The 19981-nt window shown below is 67.2% G+C and carries 17 protein-coding genes; 10 read left to right on the forward strand and 7 right to left on the reverse strand.

The window, feature by feature from the left end:
* Positions 1 to 627: 627 nt before the first annotated feature.
* Entirely contained in the window at positions 628 to 2064 is a 1437-nt protein-coding gene (gene glsA / locus EF294_RS20615) for a glutaminase A (protein ID WP_123932979.1), read from the forward strand.
* Positions 2065 to 2162: 98 nt separating this feature from the next.
* Positions 2163 to 2861, forward strand: coding sequence for an endonuclease NucS (gene nucS, locus EF294_RS20620; protein ID WP_123932981.1), 699 nt, complete (start codon positions 2163 to 2165; stop codon positions 2859 to 2861).
* An 18-nt stretch (positions 2862 to 2879) separates the two neighbouring features.
* On the opposite strand, the gene EF294_RS20625 is transcribed toward nucS, so the two are convergent.
* Positions 2880 to 3959 carry a coiled-coil domain-containing protein gene (locus EF294_RS20625; protein WP_123932983.1) on the reverse strand — a complete coding sequence of 360 codons (1080 nt, stop codon included), beginning with the start codon at positions 3957 to 3959 and terminating at the stop codon, positions 2880 to 2882.
* 60 nt (positions 3960 to 4019) lie between these two features.
* Complete coding sequence (mce, locus tag EF294_RS20630) at positions 4020 to 4502, reverse strand: methylmalonyl-CoA epimerase (RefSeq protein WP_123932985.1); 483 nt, start codon at positions 4500 to 4502, stop codon at positions 4020 to 4022.
* Between the two features lie 79 nt (positions 4503 to 4581).
* Here mce and EF294_RS20635 point away from each other — a divergent pair, with 79 nt between their 5' ends.
* From EF294_RS20635 to EF294_RS20655, 5 genes are all read left to right on the forward strand, one after another.
* Positions 4582 to 5781: an acetyl-CoA C-acetyltransferase gene (locus EF294_RS20635; protein ID WP_123932987.1), complete on the forward strand. Its 1200-nt coding sequence runs from the start codon at positions 4582 to 4584 to the stop codon at positions 5779 to 5781.
* A gap of 137 nt (positions 5782 to 5918) precedes the next feature.
* The gene (locus EF294_RS20640) at positions 5919 to 6284 is read left to right on the forward strand and encodes a DUF3817 domain-containing protein (protein WP_123932989.1); all 366 of its coding nucleotides are present in this window, start codon (positions 5919 to 5921) and stop codon (positions 6282 to 6284) included.
* 43 nt (positions 6285 to 6327) lie between these two features.
* Positions 6328 to 6636, forward strand: coding sequence for a thiamine-binding protein (locus EF294_RS20645; RefSeq protein ID WP_123932991.1), 309 nt, complete (start codon positions 6328 to 6330; stop codon positions 6634 to 6636).
* Positions 6633 to 7916, forward strand: a complete 1284-nt coding sequence (locus EF294_RS20650) for an MFS transporter (RefSeq protein WP_123932993.1) — start codon at positions 6633 to 6635, stop codon at positions 7914 to 7916. Before EF294_RS20645 ends, EF294_RS20650 begins: the two co-directional genes overlap by 4 nt.
* A gap of 94 nt (positions 7917 to 8010) precedes the next feature.
* The gene (locus EF294_RS20655; protein WP_123933037.1) at positions 8011 to 8913 is read left to right on the forward strand and encodes a tetratricopeptide repeat protein; all 903 of its coding nucleotides are present in this window, start codon (positions 8011 to 8013) and stop codon (positions 8911 to 8913) included.
* Between the two features lie 355 nt (positions 8914 to 9268).
* Here the strand turns inward: EF294_RS20655 and glgB are convergent, their stop codons facing one another.
* The 5 genes from glgB to EF294_RS20685 all read right to left on the reverse strand — a co-directional run bounded on the left by glgB (position 9269) and on the right by EF294_RS20685 (position 17817).
* The gene (gene glgB, locus EF294_RS20665; protein WP_123932995.1) at positions 9269 to 11563 is read right to left on the reverse strand and encodes a 1,4-alpha-glucan branching protein GlgB; all 2295 of its coding nucleotides are present in this window, start codon (positions 11561 to 11563) and stop codon (positions 9269 to 9271) included.
* 22 nt (positions 11564 to 11585) lie between these two features.
* The gene (locus EF294_RS20670; protein ID WP_123932997.1) at positions 11586 to 13586 is read right to left on the reverse strand and encodes a maltotransferase domain-containing protein; all 2001 of its coding nucleotides are present in this window, start codon (positions 13584 to 13586) and stop codon (positions 11586 to 11588) included.
* Positions 13587 to 13707: 121 nt separating this feature from the next.
* Positions 13708 to 15846 carry an ATP-dependent DNA helicase gene (locus EF294_RS20675; protein WP_123932999.1) on the reverse strand — a complete coding sequence of 713 codons (2139 nt, stop codon included), beginning with the start codon at positions 15844 to 15846 and terminating at the stop codon, positions 13708 to 13710.
* Positions 15847 to 15855: 9 nt separating this feature from the next.
* Positions 15856 to 16470: an isochorismatase family protein gene (locus tag EF294_RS20680; RefSeq protein WP_123933001.1), complete on the reverse strand. Its 615-nt coding sequence runs from the start codon at positions 16468 to 16470 to the stop codon at positions 15856 to 15858.
* 90 nt (positions 16471 to 16560) lie between these two features.
* Complete coding sequence (locus EF294_RS20685) at positions 16561 to 17817, reverse strand: nicotinate phosphoribosyltransferase (protein ID WP_246008005.1); 1257 nt, start codon at positions 17815 to 17817, stop codon at positions 16561 to 16563.
* Positions 17818 to 17885: 68 nt separating this feature from the next.
* Here EF294_RS20685 and clpS point away from each other — a divergent pair, with 68 nt between their 5' ends.
* The 3 genes from clpS to EF294_RS20700 are packed head-to-tail and all read left to right on the forward strand — an operon-like array spanning position 17886 to position 19946.
* Positions 17886 to 18209 carry an ATP-dependent Clp protease adapter ClpS gene (clpS, locus tag EF294_RS20690; RefSeq protein ID WP_185091184.1) on the forward strand — a complete coding sequence of 108 codons (324 nt, stop codon included), beginning with the start codon at positions 17886 to 17888 and terminating at the stop codon, positions 18207 to 18209.
* 4 nt (positions 18210 to 18213) lie between these two features.
* Positions 18214 to 18789 (forward strand): oxidative stress transcriptional regulator AosR, encoded by a 576-nt coding sequence (aosR, locus tag EF294_RS20695; RefSeq protein WP_123933005.1) that lies wholly within the window; start codon positions 18214 to 18216, stop codon positions 18787 to 18789.
* 47 nt (positions 18790 to 18836) lie between these two features.
* Positions 18837 to 19946: a P1 family peptidase gene (locus EF294_RS20700; RefSeq protein WP_123933007.1), complete on the forward strand. Its 1110-nt coding sequence runs from the start codon at positions 18837 to 18839 to the stop codon at positions 19944 to 19946.
* Positions 19947 to 19981 lie beyond the last annotated feature (35 nt).

Here is a 19981-nt window from a genome sequence, read left to right on the forward strand (position 1 = left end):
GTGTGGGAGAGTAGGACACCGCCGAACAACACCTCCGGGATGCCCCGCAACACACCACGTTGCGGGGCATCACCCATCTAACCCCACCTGCGGGCGCGCAGAACAGGCACCGGGACGCACACATATTCTGGACCGTTTCCGACGCTGTCGTTCCTGCAGCAGACTCAACCCCGAAGCGGACACGCTATCCCTCCACCACGCCGAACCCCCGGTTGTCGCGTGGTGTCATCACTACCGCTGTTGTCTATTGCGTGCAAGAGATCGTTGGCGGGCGACCCGAGTGCGTAGGTATCGTTCGAGTAGTCCACCTCCGGAGGCATCCACCACGACTGCCGCGCATCCACCGATATTCGGTATACCCGCTGCTGCGCACACTGGTGGGCGTCGTGCGGCCGAACTGTCGCAGAACCTCGTCGGGGTCGCCGAGCGCGCAATCATCGTGCGAGCCGAGTGCCCCGTCTCCGTGTGCATTTCCTTGGCATTCTGTGTGCCAACGCGTACCGCTTCGCCGACGATGTGGTGGTGCGCGACATGCGTTTGCGTCCCGTACTGATCGACGGCGCCCGCCTTTGACGTCGGCGGCCCGTCTCGCCGCCGGATGTCAGTCCTACTGGATAGATTGGTGCCGTGCCGATATCGCATGTTCACGGATACCTGCGCCACATCATGGAAGAGTGCGCCTCCGATCGTTCCGGCGCGGTCGCCGACTACATCCCCGAACTCGCCTCCGTTGACGCCGATGGATACGCCCTGTCGATGTGCATGCACGACGGCAATACCTATTCCCTCGGTGACGTCGGCGTCGAGTTCACGATCCAATCGGTGTCCAAGCCGCTCACCTATGCGCTCGCGCTGACCCGACTCGACGTGGCGGTGGTGGATGCGAAGATCGGCGTTGAACCGTCGGGTGAGGCATTCAACGAGATCAGCGTTGACGAGCGACGGCGCCCGCGCAATCCGATGATCAACGCGGGGGCGATCCTGGCGTCGTCGATGCTGCTGCCGCCGGTCCGGTCGCTGCCGGCCGCTGCCGTGGACGAGGCGTTCGACGAACTCGTCGAGTTCTACTCCGGTTGCGCCGGGAGATATCTGACGATCGATGAGCAGGTCTACGCCTCCGAGGCCGCCACCGGTTCCCGCAATCGTGCGATCGTCTACATGCTCGACAGTTTCGGCGCGGTCGACACCGACCCCGAAGCGGCGCTGGACCTCTACTTTCGTCAATGTTCGCTGCGGGTGACCAGCGACGACCTCGCCGCGGTCGCCGCGACTATCGCCGCGGGCGGGGTCAATCCGCGCACCGGTCGTCGGGTGCTGAGCAACGAGGTGGCCCAGCGGCTGTTGAGTGTGATGACCACGTGCGGCATGTACGACGGCGCCGGGGACTGGGTCACCTCGGTGGGTCTGCCGGCCAAGAGCGGGGTCGGTGGCGGCATTCTGGCGGTGCTTCCCGGCCAGCTCGGGATCGGTGTGTACTCACCGCGCCTCGATCAGCACGGCAACAGCGTCCGTGGCGTCGACACGTGTCGGCGGTTGTCCCGTGACCTGGGCCTGCACATGTTCAACGTGACGCGTGAGAGCCGGGTGTCCATCCGGTCGGTGTACTCGATCGTCGAGTTCGAGGTCGGTGCGGAGTGGGACGAACTGCAGCGCAGCTACCTGCGAACCTGTCGGGGCCGGGTGCTGGTGTACGAATTGCAGGGGGATCTGACGTTCGCCGGCGCCGAGCGCGCGCTGCGTCGCATCGAGTCCGATCTCGACGACCTCGATGTCGTGATCGTAGAGATCTCGCGGGTGGGGGTGATCGATCCGGTCGCCCGGACGATGCTGCTCGGTATCAAACACACCACAGAACTTCGCGGGCAGCGCGCCATGCTCGTCGATCCCGATGGCGTGGTACGGGCGAGTGTGGACAGTCATCGCTCCGACTTCGTGGTGCCGAATCTGAATGCGCCCGAACAACTCCTGGGTCTCGATCCGACGCTGCCGCACGTGCACTCGACGATGGAGGCCGCGGTGCGCGATGCCGAGGAATTCCAGCTGGAGTCTTTTCGGCGCCCGTGACGTATGTGTCTCGGCCGCTGATCGCCGGAGGGGATTTCCGCTGCGGCCCTCGGAGTGGGGTTCTTCGAGACTCAGGCAGAGCAGCTAAGCTGCCGTCTGTGCGTCTGGTGATCGCGGAATGCCAAGTGGACTATGTCGGACGGCTCACGGCTCATCTGCCCATGGCGCGCCGGTTGCTGCTCATCAAGTCCGACGGGTCGGTGAGCGTGCATGCCGACGACCGCGCCTACAAACCGTTGAACTGGATGAGTCCGCCCTGTTGGCTGGCCGAGGAGCCGGTGCCCGAGGAGGTCGCCTCTGCGCACGATGAGGTGGTCGCCTACTGGGTGGTGACCAACAAGGCCGGTGAGGAGTTGCGTATCACCATCACCTCGATCGAACACGATTCGACCCACGAACTCGGCGTCGATCCGGGGCTGGTGAAGGACGGCGTCGAGGCCCATCTGCAGGAGTTGCTCGCCGAGCACGTCGAGACCCTGGGCCCCGGCCACACCTTGATCCGCCGGGAGTACATGACGGCGATCGGTCCGGTCGATATCCTCGCCCGCGACGCCGACGGTGCGACCGTCGCGGTGGAGATCAAGCGACGCGGGGAGATCGACGGAGTCGAACAGCTCACGCGGTATCTCGAATTACTGAACCGCGATCCGCTCCTCGCCCCGGTGAGCGGGGTGTTCGCCGCACAGCAGATCAAGCCGCAGGCGCGCACCCTGGCCCAGGATCGCGGAATCCGTTGTCTCGTACTCGATTACGATGCACTCCGCGGGACCGAAAGTACGGAGTTCCGACTTTTCTGAGCGGTCGTGCGCAGCCGATTAGTTCTGCTCGACCTCGAGTGCGGCGGTCTCGATCGGTGCGGTATCGGCGCGCTTGCCTGCGTGGCGGCCGTTGCGGCCGGTGGGCTTCTGCAACGGCTCGGTGTCGATCTGCGCGTCGCGTGACAACAGGGTGTTGAGCAGTTCGGCGTCGCTGTGTTCGGATGCTGTGGTCAGCTCGGCATCGATTTCGGTGTTCAGCAACGCCGGGAGTTCGGCGAGACGCTCAGAGATCCGCGAGAACTCCAAGATGATCTCCTCGCGCGCCTTCGTGACGCAGTCGCCGAGTTCGCGCGAGCGCGCCACCCGTTCGGTGGCGATGGCGCGAGCGTTGCGCTCGATGTCGGCGGCGAGCGCGTTCGCCTCGGATCGCTGGGCGGACAGCTCGGCGTCGTGTCGAGTCCGCTCGTCCTGCAACTCCTGTGCCGTGCGACGCCGGAGTTCCTCGGTCTCGGTGCGCGCCTTGGCGAGGATCCGTTGCGCCTCGGCCTTGGCTGCGGCCATAGTCTTCTCGTGCTCGGACTCCATCGCGGCGGCGCGGTCGGCGCGTTCGGCGGCGGCGCGTTCGGCGTCCGCGGCGTCCGCGGTTTTGATGGCGTCGGCCTCGTTGCGCGTCTTCGCCGAATACTCATCGGCGTCACCGACGATCGTGCTCGCCCGGGCGCGGGCGTCGGCGACGATCCGCTTGGCCTCTTCGGTGGCGTTGCGCTGAATGTCCTCGGCCTCCTGTCGAGCCACGGACACCGTCTCGGCCGCTTCGGCACTCGCGTCGGCACGCATCTCCGAGGCCTCGTCGGAGGCCAACTGCAGCATGCGCGAGAGCCGTTCACTCATGCCGGTCACCGATGTCGGTGGCACCGAGAGCTTGTCGACCTCGCGACGTAGCTCCTCGATCTCATCGCGGGCATCGGCCAGGTGTGCCGAGAGCTCGCGGGCATGTGAGGTGGCCGCGTCGCGATCCGCGGCCAGTACCCGCATGTCGGCGTCGATGCGCCGGAGGCGGTCGGCGACCTGTTCTCGGTCGTACCCGCGCATCACGATCGCGAACGGTAACTGCTGCCTGGGTGCAGGGGCTGACATGCGGGCAAGTCTAATCGCAGCACCCGCACGTGCCGAGGGGGTCGACGGTCCGGCGGGACCTCAGTGGGCCGACGCCGCGGGCTCGACCAGCTCTAGCAGTACGCCGCCCGCGTCCTTGGGGTGCACGAAGTTGATCCGGGAGTCGGCGGTGCCGCGACGCGGCTGCGGGTACAGCACGCGGACGCCGTTCGCCCTCAAGCGGTCCATCACCGCCACGATGTCGGTGACCCGCACTGCGAGCTGCTGAAGTCCTGGGCCGCTGCGGTCGAGGAACTTCGCGATGGTTGACTCCGGGGTCAGCGGCGCGAGAAGTTGGATGACGGCACCGCCACCTCCTTGTGGGCCGATCATCGCCTCACGTACGCCCTGCTCGTCGTTGGTCTCCTCGTGGAGCTCGACGAAGCCCAGATTCTCGGCATACCACTGCTTGGCGGCATCGAGATCGGGCACGGCGATGCCGACGTGGTCGATTGCGACGACGAGATCGCCGATCAGCGCGGTCGGCGAGTGCGTGGTGGCGGGGTCAACTGCGGGAGTACTCATGGCCTAACGGTAGCGTTAGAGGCGACAAAGTACAGAGCGACCGCTCGGTTGGTGCCGCGGTCCGAGTCGTGGAGGTCCCATGTCCCCAGATCAGACGACGTCGGTGATCGTTGCCGGCGCACGCACGCCGTTCGGCCGGATGCTCGGTTCGCTCAAGGGATTCAGTGCCGTCGACCTCGGTGCCATTGCTGTTAAGGGTGCACTCGAGCGCTCGGGGGTGGCTGCCTCCGAGGTCCAGTACGTGATCATGGGTCAGGTCCTGACCGCCGGCGCCGGGCAGATGCCCGCACGCCAGACATCGGTCAAGGCCGGCATCGGGTGGGACGTACCCGCGCTGACGATCAACAAGATGTGCTTGTCGGGGATCGACGCAATCGCGCTCGCCGACCAGCTGATCCGCGCCGGAGAGTTCGACGTGGTGGTCGCCGGCGGTCAGGAATCGATGACCCAGGCGCCGCACCTGCTCCCGGGCAGCCGCAGCGGCTTCAAGTACGGAAACACCGAACTCGTCGACCATTTGGCCTACGACGGACTGTTCGACGCGTTCACCGATCAGCCGATGGGTGGGCTGACCGAGCAGGGCAACGACGTCGACGGATTCACCCGCGCCGAGCAGGACGAGTTCGCCGCGCGCAGCCATCATCTCGCCGCCACGGCCTGGAAGAACGGTGTCTTCGCCGACGAGGTGGTTCCGGTGTCGATCCCGCAGCGCAAGGGCGATCCGATCGAGTTTGCCGAGGACGAGGGCATCCGAGCCGACACCACCGCTGATTCGCTGGCCGGTCTGCGGCCTGCCTTCCGCAAGGACGGCACCATCACCGCGGGCAACTCCTCGCAGATCTCCGACGGGGCGGCCGCGGTCGTCGTGATGAGCAAGGCCAAGGCCGCCGAGCTCGGTGTCGACTGGCTCGCCGAGATCGGTCCGCACGGTGTCGTGGCCGGCCCGGATTCTTCCCTGCAGCAGCAGCCTGCGAATGCCATCCGCAAGGCATGTGACCGGGCCGGGATCGCGCCAACCGACCTCGACCTGATCGAGATCAACGAGGCATTCGCGGCCGTCGGGCTGGCCTCGACGAAGTCGCTGGGCGTCGATGAGTCGATTGTCAATGTCAATGGTGGAGCGATCGCCGTCGGCCACCCGATCGGCACCTCCGGGGCGCGTATCACGCTGCACCTGGCGCTGGAATTGCAGCGACGCGGTGGCGGGGTCGGTGCCGCGGCACTCTGTGGCGCGGGTGGGCAGGGCGATGCGCTGATCGTCCGGGTTCCCAAGGCCTGATCGTCGGAGTCTGATCTCCAGGGTTTGATCTCGCGAGTCTGAGCGACGCCTCAACCATCCCTTGGCCGTGACGTGGCGCACGTCGGATCGCGCACGGCTACTACCGTATGTCGTAGATTGTCGCCAGCTCGGGCACAATGGAGCGCATGAGGCAATTCTTCGACCTGTCCACGCCCGCCAAACGATTCCGCTTCGTCGCGGTACTCGAAGCCATCACGTGGGCAGCGCTGCTCGTGGCCATGTTCTTCAAGTGGGTGCTCGGCCACGACGGCGCAGTGCAGATCCCCGGCATGACGCACGGGATCGTGTTCATGGTGTTCGTGGTGATCTCGCTGCTGACCGCGTTTTCTCTGCGCTGGAGCGTGAAGGTCACCGGGCTGGCCCTGTTCTCGAGTATCCCGCCGTTCGGGACGCTGGTCTTCGAGTGGTGGGCCCGGCGACACGGACACCTCGCCGAGCTGTCCGTGTCGGAGTCGACGAGCAACGCAGCGGCCGCTGCCTGAGATATCCGGCTGCCTGAGACACTCCGCTGATGGGGACGCAACGATGATCGTCGCATTCAGCATCACGCCGTCGGGCGGCGATGCGGTAGAGGACGACGGCGGCATGAGTGCCGCGGTGGCGCAAGCGGTGCGTGTGGTTCGCGCATCCGGACTGCCCCATCAGACGACCGCGATGTTCACCTACCTCGAGGGTGAGTGGGACGAGGTGATGGCGGTGGTCAAGCAGGCCACCGAGGCGGTCGCCGAACTCGCCCCCCGCGTCGGGCTGGTGCTCAAGGCCGACATCCGGCCCGGGCACACCGGCGAACTGGCGGGCAAGGTCGCCCGGGTCGACGCTCACCTGCAGAATTGACCGATATCGGGCGGTCGGCGCCCGGGCATCTGGGCCGGTTTCGCGCCGCCGTGGCCGCCGTGTTCTGCCTCAACGGCTTTCTGGCCGCACTCTGGGTGGCCCACATCCCGGTCATCACCGAACGCACCGGCACCTCGCACGAGGTCTTGGGCGCGTTGCTGTTGCTCGTGGGTGCGTCGGCATTCGTCGGGATGCAGGTGTGCGGGCATCTGATCGACAGGGTCGGTTCGCGACCCATCACGATCGCCGCAGCGGTGGTGCTGTGCCCGGTGATGCTGGGTCCTGTCCTGGCCACCGACACGATCGGTCTCGCCTGCACGCTCGCCCTCTTCGGGTTCGCCAACGGTTCCCTCGACGTGTCGATGAACGCGCAGGCCGTCGCCGTGGAACGGATCTATCGGCGCCCGATCATGTCGGCGTTCCACGGCTTCTTCTCCGTCGGTGGACTTTTGGGTTCCGGTGCGGTGGCACTGGGGCTGTGGCTGCGATGGCCGGTGGTGGCGACGGTGGCGGTGCTCTCCGGCATCGGACTGGTCGTGGTTGCCGTCGCCGCACGGGGAATCGTCGCCCGAGGTGGCGACCCGGTCTCGGTTTCGGCACAGGGCGCCCCCTGCGGTGACGCCAGCACCGAGTCGTCCGAGCCAGGAGTCCTGGCCTCGCCGAATGCCCCACGCGCCCGGTGGTGGCGCGAGGTGGACCTACGACGCCTGTCGGTGATGGCGGCATTGGCGTTCGTGTTGATGCTCGCCGAGGGCACATCGTACGACTGGAGTGCGTTGCACATCGTCGAGACGTTCGGAACACGGGAGGCGGTCGGCGCCATCGCCTTCGCGAGTTTCAGCGCGGCGATGATGGCCGCCCGGTTCGTCGTCGATCCCATCGCGGCACGTGTGGGACCGGTGTCGGTGGTGCGCGGGGGCGCGGTCATCGCAGCCGTCGGAATGGTCATCGTGCTCGTCCCGTCGACGCCAGCCACCGCCTCGGCGATCGTCGCGATCATCGGATGGACGATCTTCGGGATCGGGCTGGCCGGGCTCATCCCGCAGATCTTCACTGCCGCGGGCAATCTCACCGAGCGCTCGAGTGGGCGGGCGATTTCGATGGTGGTGGGCTGCGGCTATCTCGGCATGCTCGCCGGGCCGGCGATCGTCGGCGTGATCGGCGGCCACTCGAGTCTGCGTCTCGGCCTTACACCGGTGTTGCTCGCCCTCGCGTTCGCGGTCGTGACCGCCGGGGTGGTTGCCGCGTCCGACAGAAGTGAGCGAACCTCACGTACGTGAGTGCGTCGCGCGGTCATGACACACTGTAGGGGTGAGCAGACCTTCCAACAGGGCACAGGCAGCGGCAGCTCAGCAGGCGGCCGCAGCTGTCGCGATGTCCGGTGCAGTCGACCTGTCCGCACTGAAGGAACGCGCGGAAGCCCAACGTGCGCAACCGCAGCGTTCCGCAGCTCCCGGTGGACCGCCGGTATCCGGCCCCAGCGCGCCGGGATCGGTGTTGGACGTGACCGAGGAGACCTTCGAGACCGACGTGCTCGCCCGGTCGACACGGCAACTTGTCGTCGTCGACCTCTGGGCCACCTGGTGTGAGCCCTGTAAGCAGCTTTCGCCGGTGCTCGAGCGCATGGCGGCCTCGGCCGGCGGGCAGTGGGTGCTCGCCAAGGTCGACGTCGACGCGAATCCCCGTATCGCGCAGGCCTTCCGCGTGCAGTCGATCCCGATGGTCGTGGCGATCGCCGCGGGCCAACCGGTCGCCGCGTTCAACGGGGTACGCAGCGAGCAGGAGATCACCGCGTGGATCGGTGAGATCCTTTCCCAGGTCGGCGGTCACCTGACCGGAGTTCCCGACGCCGACGGGCCGGAGCCAGAGACCACCGATCCACGGATGGACGCCGCCGAGGAGCTGCTCAACGCCGGGGACTTCGACGGCGCGCTCGGCGCGTACCGGGCGATCGTGGAGGCCGAGCCCGACAACGTCGAGGCCGCCTCGGCGGCACGCAACCTCGAGTTCGTGATACGGGCACAGGCCCACGATCCGGCCATCGTGGAAACCGCCGCGACCGCAGACATCGACGCGCAATTGGCGGCGGCCGATGTGCTCCTGCTCGCGCAGCAGCCGGAGGCCGCATTCGATCGGATCATCGAGGTGGTGCGCGCGACCGCCGGTGACGACCGCACCCAGGCCCGCACCCGGTTACTCGAACTCTTCGAATTGTTCGATCCGGCCGAACCGTTCGTCGTCGGCGCCCGGCGCAAGCTAGCGAGCGCCCTGTACTGAGTCCGGACACGGCCCGAGCCGGTAGCGCTACCGCAAAACCAGGGCGGGTCGGTTCGGGGTCTCGTGCTCACCAGACCTCGTGTCGGTAGGCGGCCATCGCGGCGGCGTAGGCGATCACCAAGATGGTGACGCACCATCCCAGTGCGATCCAGAGGTCGCTGCCGACCTGGCAACAGGTAGCCGATGCAGCCGGGTGCGGTCTGGATCGCTCCGCCGAGGACGGAGAGGGACGGTAGCAAGACGGCGATCACCAGGACCGCGGTGGTGATGATCGACTCCGGACTGCTCGTCACATGCCGCATGAGTGTGGCCGAGCAGGGCAGTGGCATCGGGGGATATCTACGAACGTGGGTGATCACATGGTCGTCAGAGCGGAATCAGGCGGGGAATCGATTGGCACCGGGGCCAGCCAGATCGCCGAGTTCGCCGGGAGCATCACCGTCGCCGAGACCGGACGTGCGTGCCATGGTTGGTCGTCGGTCGTGACGCTGCCGAGATTTCCCTGACCGGAACCCGAATACGCCGACGAATCGGTGTTGAGGACCTCGGCCCAGGTTCCTCCCATCGGAAGCCCGATGCGGTAGTTGCTGCGATCGGAGCCGGAGAAATTGAACAGGCATGCGATGACCGAGCCGTCCGCTCCGTATCGAAGGAAGCTGATGACGTTGTTGGCGGTGTCGTTGGCGTCGATCCACTCGTAACCCGCCGGGTCGGTGTCGGCGCTGAACAAGGCCGGGGTCTGTCGGTAGACCCGGTTGAGGTCGGTCACGAGAGTTGAGATTCCCGAATGCAGTTCGCCTTCCCAGCCCGACATCTGTGACCAATCCAGGCTGCGGTCCTCGGCCCACTCGCGGGTTTGACCGAATTCCTGTCCCATGAACAGTAATTGCTTACCCGGATGCGCCCACTGATAGGCGAGGAACACACGGACCCCGGCGGCCTTGGTGAACGAGTCACCGGGCATCCGGGTCCACAGCGTGCCCTTTCCGTGGACGACCTCGTCGTGGGAGAGCGGCAGGACGAAGTTCTCGCTCCACGCGTACATCATCGAGAAGGTGATCTCGTGGTGGTGGAAGCTGCGGTGAACCTGATCATGACCGAGATAGCCGAGGGTGTCGTGCATCCAGCCCATGTTCCACTTGAAACTGAAGCCCAGCCCGCCCAGATCGGTCATGCGGGTCACGCCCGGCCACGCCGTCGATTCCTCGGCGATCGTGACCACGCCCGGGAAATGCTTGTGCACAGTGGCATTGGTCTCCTGTAGGAACTGCACTGCCTCGAGGTTCTCGCGCCCACCGTAGATGTTGGGACGCCAGCCGCCGGCCGGGCGCGAGTAGTCGAGGTAGAGCATCGAGGCGACCGCGTCGACGCGTAGGCCGTCGATGTGGAATTCGTCGAACCAGAACAGCGCGTTGGCGACCAGGAAGTTGCGTACCTCGTGGCGTCCGAAGTCGAAGACGTATGTGCCCCAGTCGAGTTGCTCGCCGCGCATCGGGTCGGCGTGTTCATACAGGGCGGTGCCGTCGAAGCGTGCCAGCGCCCATTCGTCCTTGGGGAAATGGGCGGGCACCCAGTCGACGAGTACGCCGATCCCGAGCGAATGCAGGTGGTCGACGAGATACCGGAAGTCGTCGGGGTGGCCGAACCGGGCCGAGGGTGCGTAATAGCTGGTGACCTGATATCCCCAGGAGCCGCCGAAGGGGTGCTCCGCGACCGGCAGGAATTCGACGTGGGTGAAGCCCTTTTCGACGAGGTAGTCGCCGAGTTGCTCGGCGATCTCCCGATAGGACAACCCCATTCGCCATGATCCGAGGTGCACTTCGTAGATGCTCATCGGTTCGGTGGCCGGTGTGGAGGCGGCGCGGGTGGCGATCCACGCGTCGTCGGACCATCCGTACGCCGTGGTGGTCACCACCGACGCGGTTGCCGGGGGCACGTTGGTGCCCAACGCCATCGGGTCGGCCTTCTCGCGGATCACCCCATCGGCGCCGTGCACCTTGAACTTGTACTGGGTGCCCGCGCCGATGTCGGGCAGGAAGAGTTCCCAGATGCCGCTGGAGCCCAGTGATCTCATCGGCGCGGTGCGCCCGGTCCAGTCGAAGTCGCCGATCACCGCCACGCCGTGGGCGTTTGGGGCCCACACTGAGAATGCGGTCCCCGACACCTCTCCGTCGGGTGTGGTGTAGCTGACCAGCCGCGCGCCGAGGACCTCCCACAAACGTTCGTGGCGGCCCTCGCCGAACAGGTAGCGGTCGATCTCGCCGACGCTCGGCAGGAAGCGATAACCGTCGGCGACGACGTAGGATTGGCGGTCGCCGGCGCCGTCGGGATACTCCACGCGGTAGCGGTAGTCGATGAGACCCTCGATCGGGACCGCGACGACGAACAGATCGTCGGTCTGGGCGGTCATCGGATAGTCGACGCCGCCGATAACCGCGGTGACCGATGTTGCGGTGGGACGCAGCGTCCGCAGCACGGTGAAACCGGTGCCGGTGTCGTGAGCGCCGAGGAAGGAATGCGGGTCGGGATGGGTCAGGGCATCGATCCGTTTCAGATCGTGGCCGGAGGCGTTCGGGTCGGGCTCGCTGCACGCCGGCGAGGCAGAGGGCCGGGCATCGTCGGGGGTGGGGAATTGCGGGGGATTGGTCACGTCGTCGTCCTCTCCTCGTTCCTCACCGGATGCGGTAGGAAAGCGGTTGCGCGAGTGCCGGATCGAGGGGCGGAAGGGCCAGGATGTGGGCCACCGCGCGCCACGGTTCGAGCTGAATATAGTTCGCCTGACCCCAGGTGTATTCCTCTCCGGTCACCTCGTCGCGGACCCCGAAGTGGTCCTGCCAGTCGAAACCGAGGGCGGGCATGTCGAGCCACAGGGTTGCCGACTCGGTGCCGAACGGATTGAGGTTGATCACGACCAGTACCCGGTCCCCGGAGGCAGGGTCGATCTTGGAGTAGGCGATCAGTGCCGGGTTGTCGATGTGGTGAAAGGTGATGTTGCGCAACTGTTGCAGAGCCGGGTGGCGACGCCGGATCGCGTTGAGTGAGGTGATCCACGGCTCCAGGGATTCCCCTCGGGACGCTGCTGCTTTGTAGTCACGTGGCCGTAGTTGGTACTTCTCCGAATCGAGGTATTCCTCGCTGCCCTCCCGGACCGGCAGGTGTTCGTAGAGTTCGTATCCCGAATACACGCCCCAGGTGGGGGAGAGGGTCGCCGCCAGCGCCGCTCGCAGCGCGAACATACCCGGGCCACCGTGCTGAAGGCTCTCGTGCAGGATGTCTGGGGTGTTGACGAACAGATTCGGTCGGGCCTCGTCGGCGTGTGCAGCGAGTTCGTTGCCGAACTCCTCGAGTTCCCAGCGCGCGGTCTTCCACGTGAAATACGTGTAGGACTGCGTGAATCCCAGGCGCGCCAGTCCGTAGAGCCGTGCGGGGCGGGTGAATGCCTCGGCCAGGAACAATACGTCCCGATGGCGTTTCTTGATCTCGGTGATCAGCCATTCCCAGAAGTTCGGCGGTTTGGTGTGGGGGTTGTCGACGCGAAAGATCTTGACGCCCAGGTCGATCCAGTGCAGCACCACGCGCAGCACACCCGAATAGATGCCGGCGCGGTCGTTGTCGAAGTTGAGCGGATAGATGTCCTGGTACTTCTTCGGCGGGTTCTCCGCGTAGGCGATGGTGCCGTCGGGCAGGATGGTGAACCAGTCGGGATGCTCGGTGGCCCAGGGGTGATCCGGGGCGCACTGTAACGCGAGGTCGAGGGCGATCTCCATGCCGAGTTCGCGTGCCCGTCCGACGAAGTAGGTGAAATCCTCCTCGCTGCCCAGGCGCGGGTGGATGGCGTCGTGGCCACCCTCTCGGGACCCGATCGCCCACGGGGAGCCGACGTCCTCGGCTCCGGCGATCAGGGTGTTGTTGGGGCCCTTGCGATTGACCTCACCGATCGGATGGATCGGCGGCAGGTAGACGACATCGAATCCCATGTCGGCGATGCGGGGCAGATCTTGCGCGGCGGTCAGGAAGGTGCCGTGTATCGGGCGCCCCTCGTTGTCCCAGCCGCCGGTCGAGCGTGGGAACATTTCGTACCACGAGCCGAACAGCGCGCGTCGGCGATCGACCCAGATGCGGTGATTGCGGCTCTTGGTGACCATCTCGCGAACCGGGTGTTGGTGCAGCAGTGAGGTGACGGCGTCAGCGATGGCGGGGCCGATCCGCGTCGACAGGGACATGTCGTCGGCGCGCAGGAGACGGATCGCGTCGGAGAGGACCCCGCGTTCGGTGGGCGCGATCTGGTCGCGGGCCCGGGAGAGCACACGCGCGCCGATCTCGAGGTCGTTGGCCAGATCCGCCACGGACTGACCGGCGTCGATTTTCTTGACGATCGCCGACCGCCAGGTGGTGTACGGGTCACTCCAGGCCTCGACGCGAAACGTCCAGTAGCCCTCGGTGTCGGGTACGAAGACGGCGTTGAACTGGTCGGGCTCCATCGACGGCGTCATGGTGATCTCGTAGACGCGCCGGCGCGGGGCCTCGATGCGCACGGTGACCCCGAGTGCGTCGTGGCCCTCGCGCCACGCGGTGGCACTGATCGGGATTGTCTCTCCGACAACGGCTTTGGCTGGATACTGGCCCGCCGAAACCAAGGGTTGGATGTCGTCGATGCCCATCCGGCCGATCACAGACGGTCTCCCTTCCCACCCCGACCGCCTGTCGGTGCGAGGATGCGTCGTTGCTCACCGCGGCCTCTGCGCCGGGGCGTGGTACCCATTGTTGTCGCTCGGAGCGCTCCGCGCGCCAGGATCAGCGTACGGGTACCCCCGTCAGCCTGCTCAGTGCCGACCGGACCACGGTGGGGTCGGTGGTCCGCCAGAAGGGTGGTAGCGATGCCGCGAGGTAGCCGCCGTATCCGGCCGTCGCCAAACGCGAATCGAGCACCGCGACCACGCCACGGTCGTCGACCGAGCGCAGCAGCCGACCGGCGCCCTGCGCGAGCAGCAGGGCGGCATGGTTGGCGGCGACCGACAGAAAACCGTTGCCGCCTCGGGCGTCGACCGCGCGCTGACGGGCAGTGAGCAGCGGATCGTCCGGCCGCGGGAACGGAATCCGGTCGATGAGCACCAGACTCAACGACGGCCCGGGCACATCGACGCCCTGCCACAGCGACAACGTGCCGAACAGGCAGGTCTCCGGATCCTCGGCGAACCGCTTGACCAACGTCGAGGTGGTGTCGTCACCCTGGCACAGGATCGGGACTGACACGCGGTCGGCCAGTGCGTCGGCGGCCGCGCGCGCCGCTCGCATCGACGAGAACAAACCGAGGGTGCGTCCGTTTGCGGCACCGATCAGCGACTCGATCTCGTCGAGGGTCGCCGGGGCCATTCCGTCACGCCCGGGCCGTGGGAGGTGGCGGGCGACGTAGAGGATCGCCGAACGCGGATAGTCGAACGGTGAGCCGGCATCGAGACCTGTCCAGCGGACCGTACCCTCGTCGGACGGGGCGACCTTGCCCGTCGCCGTCGCTGTCCGCGCGGCCACCGCTGTCCGATCCGACCCGTCCCGTGATGACCCGTCGGGTCCCGGGTCGTCGACCTCGTCGGCGGCCGGGGTATCAGCGCCGCGTCCTGAAGCCGGCAACCCCCAGGTGGCGGCCAGCGCGTCGAACGATCCGCCGATGGTCAGTGTCGCCGAGGTCAGGATCACTGTGGAGGTGGAGAACAGGGTGCTGCGCAGCAATCCGCCGACCGAGAGCGGCGCGATGTGCAGCACGGGGCGGGTGCTCGCCGACGGGCCGCGGCCTACACGCTCGTGGCCTACCCAGACCACGTCACGACGCTTGGCCACCTCCGGCTCGGTGAACGCCCCGAGTAGCCGCACGATCGTGTCGTGGAGATCCTCGAGTCCGGTGAGCGCGGCCGTACGGGCCGCTGCGGCACCCTCGTCGCCGCTCGCCCCGAGGCCGCGGACCGGCCCGATGGCACCACGTGTGGCCCATAGGCGGTCGCGCAGTACCGTCAGTGTGGCGCCGGCCGCAGGTGGCATGGCCGTCCACTCGCCGGGCGGACACGACTCGAGGAGTTCGCCGAGGTGCTCACCGGCGCCGATGAGCGCATCGACGGTCTCTTCATCGACGAGTTTGCCGACCCGCTTGGAGAGGTTGGCCACCGCAGCCGCCGAGATCTCTGCGGTGCTGACCGAGGTGATGCGGTCGACGAGTTCGTGCGCCTCGTCGATGATCACCACGTTGTGATCGGGCAGGACGTTGGCCGGGCTGAGTGCATCGATGGCCAGCATTGCGTGATTGGTGACGACGACGTCGACCTGGGCGCTGGCCCGGCGTGCGCGTTCGGCGAAACAGTCCTCGGAGTAGGAGCAGTTGCTCGCTCCCAGACACTCCCGCGCCGACACGCTGACCTGTCGCCACGAGCGGTCGGCGACCCCGGGGGACAGGTCATCGCGGTCACCGGTCTCGGTGTCGGAGGTCCACTCCCGCAGCCGGGTGACCTCGCGGCCGGTCCGGGACAGCTCGAAGGCATCGAACAGCTCGGTATCGGGTTCCTCGACGGCGCCCGCGTGGATCTTGTGCAGGCACAGATAGTTCGAGCGGCCCTTGAGAATCGCGTAGGTCGGCGTGCGGCCGAGCGGGCCGGCGAGGGCATCGGCGAGCCGCGGTAGATCCCGTTCGACGAGCTGGCGCTGAAGGGCGATCGTCGCTGTCGACACCACTACCGTGTCGCCGGAGGCCACGGCATGCCGGATCGCGGGCACCAGGTAGGCCAGTGACTTACCGGTGCCGGTACCTGCCTGGACGGCGAGATGCTCGCCGACGTCGATGGCGTGATCGACGGCATTGGCCATGCGCCGCTGGCCGTCGCGACGCCGGCCGGACAATGCGGAGACCGCTGCGTCGAGCAACTCGGTCACCGAGGGAAGGTCGGTCATGGATGCGGTTCAGGACTCCTCGGACGCGCCGCTGTAGAGCAAATCGCCGTCGAGAGTTATTCCTGCCGAATGCATCTCCTTGAGCGCGGCCTTGGCCGTCGATGCGTCGACGGCGGCGGTGAAGTTGAGCAGCACGCGGGTGCGCAGGCCGGCGCGCGCGGCGTCGAGTGCGGTGGCACGCACGCAGTGGTCGGTGGCGATCCCGACGACGTCCACCGAGTTCACCCCGGCCTCGCGCAGCCATCGTTCGAGGGAGACCCCGTCGTCGTCGGCACCCTCGAATCCTGAATACGCGGCGCTGTACTCACCTTTGGAGAAGACATCGGCGACTGTTGTGGTGTCCAGCGCGGGTGAGAACGCCACACCATCGGTGCCGACCCGACAGTGTGGCGGCCACGAGTCGAGGTAGTCGGGGTCGTCGGAGAAGTGCGCACCCGGATCGATGTGATAGTCCCGGGTGGCCACCACGGTCCGGTAGTCGCCCAGAATGCTGTTGATCGCACCCGCCACGGCGTTACCACCCCGGACGCCCAGCGCACCGCCCTCACAGAAGTCGTTCTGGACGTCGACGATGACCAGGGCGTCGGCCGGGCCGGACCATTCGCCGGACTGCGGGCTGCTCATGATTCTCCTCGGGGGCGGTGGACGGGCGCGGCTGTGGCGACAGGCGGTGGGGCAGGCGACGGGTGAGGGGAAGTCGGTGGCGCGGGATGTTCAACTCAGAACGTAGCGCGTCGGAACCGCCGGATCGCCGTGCGACAGGCCGAGTCCTTCCCACGGCAGGCTCACAAGGCCGCGGCCAAGGTGGTCGCGTGCGTCGGACAGGTTCGGCAGATCGTCGGCGGGCTCGCCGGAACGGACGAGCGGGATCTGCAGGTCGCGAGTGACGAGCCCGTGAGTGTCCGGCAGCGCATCGCCTGTGCGATGGATGATCTCCTCGACGATGGTGCCACTGGGTCGGGCCGCGCGGACGGCGGTCTTGGCACCACCCCGCGATTCCTTGTGGCTGGCGCGTTTGGCGACGGGGGTGCCGTCGACCTCGACGAGCTTGTAGACCATGCCGGCGGTGGGTGCACCGCTGCCGGTGACCAAGGAGGTGCCCACCCCGTAAATGTCGACGGGTTCGGCGCGCAGCGAGGCGATGGCGTACTCGTCGAGATCGCCGGAGACGACGATCTTGGTGCCGGTGGCGCCGAGTGAGTCGAGCTGATCGCGGACCTGCCGGGCGAGCACGCCGAGATCGCCGGAGTCGATGCGGACCGCCCCGAGTTCGGGTCCGGCGACGTCGATGGCGTTGCGGACCCCGGCGGTGATGTCGTAGGTGTCGACGAGCATCGTGGTGCCGACGCCGAGCGCCTCGATCTGCGCGGCAAAGGCCGCCCTCTCGTCAGGGCCGTCGGGCCCGGTGAAACCGAGCGTGAACGCGTGTGCGGCGGTGCCGGCACTCGGCACCCCGTACGTGCGGGCAGCCTCAAGGTTGGAGGTGGCCGCGACGCCCGCGATGTAGGCCGCCCGCGACGAGGAGACCGCGGCCCGCTCGTGGGTGCGGCGCGACCCCATCTCGATGATCGGCCGGTTGCCGGCGGCGCTGACCATCCGCGCCGCCGCCGACGCGATCGCACTGTCGTGGTTGAGGATCGACAGGATCAGGGTCTCCAGCAGCACCCCCTCGGCGAAACTCGCGCGCACGGTCAGGATCGGGGACCCGGGAAAGTACAGTTCACCCTCCCGGTAGCCGTCGATGTCGCCGGAGAACCGATAGTCACGCAACCAGGCGATCGTTTCTGCGTCGCAGAAGCGTTCGAGGACCGCGATCTCCTCGTCGCCGAATCGGAAGCGTGCCAGCTCGTCGATGACTCTCCCGGTACCTGCGACCACACCGTAGCGGCGGCCGTCGGGGAGGCGCCGCGCGAACACCTCGAAGACGCACTTGCGGTGCGCGATCGGGTGGCGCAGCGCAGCGCGGACCATGGTGACCTCGTAGTGATCGGTCAGCAGGGCGGTGTTGTCCACGTTGTTGATCCCTTACCCTTGGACGTATGGCGCCTGACGGAATGCGTGCGCATGAGGCTACTCCCGGTGGTACGGCCGTCGCCGAACCCACCGTCGCCGAGGGTGCATCGGACCTGGACCGCCCGTGGATGACGGTCGTGTGGGACGACCCGGTCAACCTGATGCGGTATGTCACCTTCGTCTTCCAGAAGATCTTCGGCTACTCCGAGGACCGGGCGAACGAGCTGATGATGCAGGTACACACCAAGGGGCGAGCGGTGGTCTCCAGCGGTGGCCGCGACAAGGTGGAATCCGACGTCCGAAAGCTGCATGCCGCGGGATTGTGGGCGACGATGCAGCGGGATTGCTGAGCGCGTGCGCACCTGGAGAAGGCAGGGTCGCGGTTCGCGGATGCGGATTTGTTCCAACCTCGAACGCCATGAGGTCGAGCTGCTCGCGTCGATGGTGGCCTCGATGACCGACCTCCTCGCCGAACGGGAATCGAGCGCGCCCATCGATGAACTCGCTGCGATGACCGGAATCCGGACCGGTCATTCGTCACCGCCGACCGATCTCACCCTGGGCCGGCTGCTGCCCGATTTCCATCGTCCCGATCAGGAACGCGACTTGGAAGCGGAGATGATCAACGGCGACCTCAACGCCGCGATGCGCAGCCTTAACGAGCCGAAGATCATCGACGCGAAACTCGGGGCAGCGCAGACGTTGCTGGATTCGTTGCCCGCCGGTGGTGGCGACATCGCCCTGACCGAGGCACAGGCACTCGACTGGCTGACTGCGCTCAACGACGTCCGGCTGGCTCTCGGCGCGATGCTCGGCATCTCCGAGGACACCCCCGACCAGCTTCCCGAGGGTCATCCGCATGCCGCCCATCTCGACGTCTACCACTGGCTGACGGTGATGCAGGAGTTGCTCGTCGAGGCTTTGATGTGAGCGGAGAATGATGTGAGTGTGGCCTCTTTGCGGGCACGGGCGCTGAAGTGACAGGGGAGTCGGACGCGCGAATGGCGCAGGCGGGCAACCGCATCACCGAGATCGATGGGATCACCGTCGGCCATCACCACCGCATCGACGCCGAGGTGACCGTCGGCGGTGGCGGCCCCGGCGACCCGCCCGGGACCGGCTGGTGCAGCGGCACCACGGTAATCCGGATCGACGGGCCGCACCCGTGCGCGGCCGTGGACGTGCGCGGCGGCGGTCCGGGTACCCGTGAAACCGATCTACTCGATCCGGCGAACACCGTCACCACCGCCCACGCCGTCGTCCTGACCGGTGGCAGCGCCTACGGGCTGGCCGCCGCCGACGGCGTGATGAGCGAACTCGAGCGCACCGGCGTGGGCCTGCCGATGGACGCACACGGGCACGTGGTCCCGATCGTTCCCGCCGCGGTGATCTTCGACCTGCCGGTCGGGGGGTGGCGGAACCGTCCGGACGCGGGGTTCGGTAGTGCGGCGGTGCGCTCGGCGGGTCGCGAGTTCGCGGTGGGTAGCGTCGGTGCCGGTGCGGGCGCGCGGGCCGGTGCCCTCAAGGGCGGTGTCGGCACGGCGAGTCGTCGAATCGTGCAGGGCCCGGCCGCCGGAATCCTCGTGGGCGCGCTCATCGTCGCCAATCCGGTCGGCGAGGTGATCGATCCGGATACCGGATTGCCTTGGGGCGTCGGCCAATCCGACCTGATTCGACTGGGCTTGCAGCGGCCGACACCGGCCGAGGTGGCTGCGCTGGCCGACGTCGGCGCCACGCCGACCGTCCTCAACACCACGATCGGCGTCGTCGCGACCGATGCGGCGTTCGCCCCGGCGTCGTTGCGGCGGGTGGCGATGTCGGCGCATGACGGGCTCGCGATGGCGATCCGTCCGGTGCACTCACCGCTCGACGGCGACACCATCTTCGCCGTAACCACCGGGGCGCACCCGGTGGCGCCGGTACCGGCGATCCCGCCCGGCATGAACCCGGACACCGCGGTGTTGGCGCAGGTGTGTGTGGTCGCCGCCGAGATCACCCGGGATGCGGTCATCGCGGCGATCGTCGCCGCCGAACCGGTCGCGAGCATCCCCGCCTACCGACGCGTGATGGCGTCAGCAGTGCGCTGACGCCATCACGGTCTCCGGGCCGCCCGCCGGTGAGG

The sequence above is a fragment of the Gordonia oryzae genome, assembly GCF_003797185.1.
Taxonomy (GTDB): Bacteria; Actinomycetota; Actinomycetes; order Mycobacteriales; family Mycobacteriaceae; genus Gordonia; species Gordonia oryzae.

Coding starts and splice junctions, on each gene's coding strand:
- EF294_RS20625 (WP_123932983.1), bottom strand. CDS start 3,959: ATGTCAGCCCCTGCACCCAGGCAGCAGTTACCGTTCGCGATCGTGATG.
- mce (WP_123932985.1), bottom strand. CDS start 4,502: ATGAGTACTCCCGCAGTTGACCCCGCCACCACGCACTCGCCGACCGCG.
- EF294_RS20635 (WP_123932987.1), top strand. CDS start 4,582: ATGTCCCCAGATCAGACGACGTCGGTGATCGTTGCCGGCGCACGCACG.
- EF294_RS20640 (WP_123932989.1), top strand. CDS start 5,919: ATGGAGCGCATGAGGCAATTCTTCGACCTGTCCACGCCCGCCAAACGA.
- EF294_RS20645 (WP_123932991.1), top strand. CDS start 6,328: ATGATCGTCGCATTCAGCATCACGCCGTCGGGCGGCGATGCGGTAGAG.
- EF294_RS20655 (WP_123933037.1), top strand. CDS start 8,011: ATGTCCGGTGCAGTCGACCTGTCCGCACTGAAGGAACGCGCGGAAGCC.
- EF294_RS20675 (WP_123932999.1), bottom strand. CDS start 15,846: ATGACCGACCTTCCCTCGGTGACCGAGTTGCTCGACGCAGCGGTCTCC.
- EF294_RS20680 (WP_123933001.1), bottom strand. CDS start 16,470: ATGAGCAGCCCGCAGTCCGGCGAATGGTCCGGCCCGGCCGACGCCCTG.
- EF294_RS20685 (WP_246008005.1), bottom strand. CDS start 17,817: ATGGTCCGCGCTGCGCTGCGCCACCCGATCGCGCACCGCAAGTGCGTC.
- clpS (WP_185091184.1), top strand. CDS start 17,886: ATGGCGCCTGACGGAATGCGTGCGCATGAGGCTACTCCCGGTGGTACG.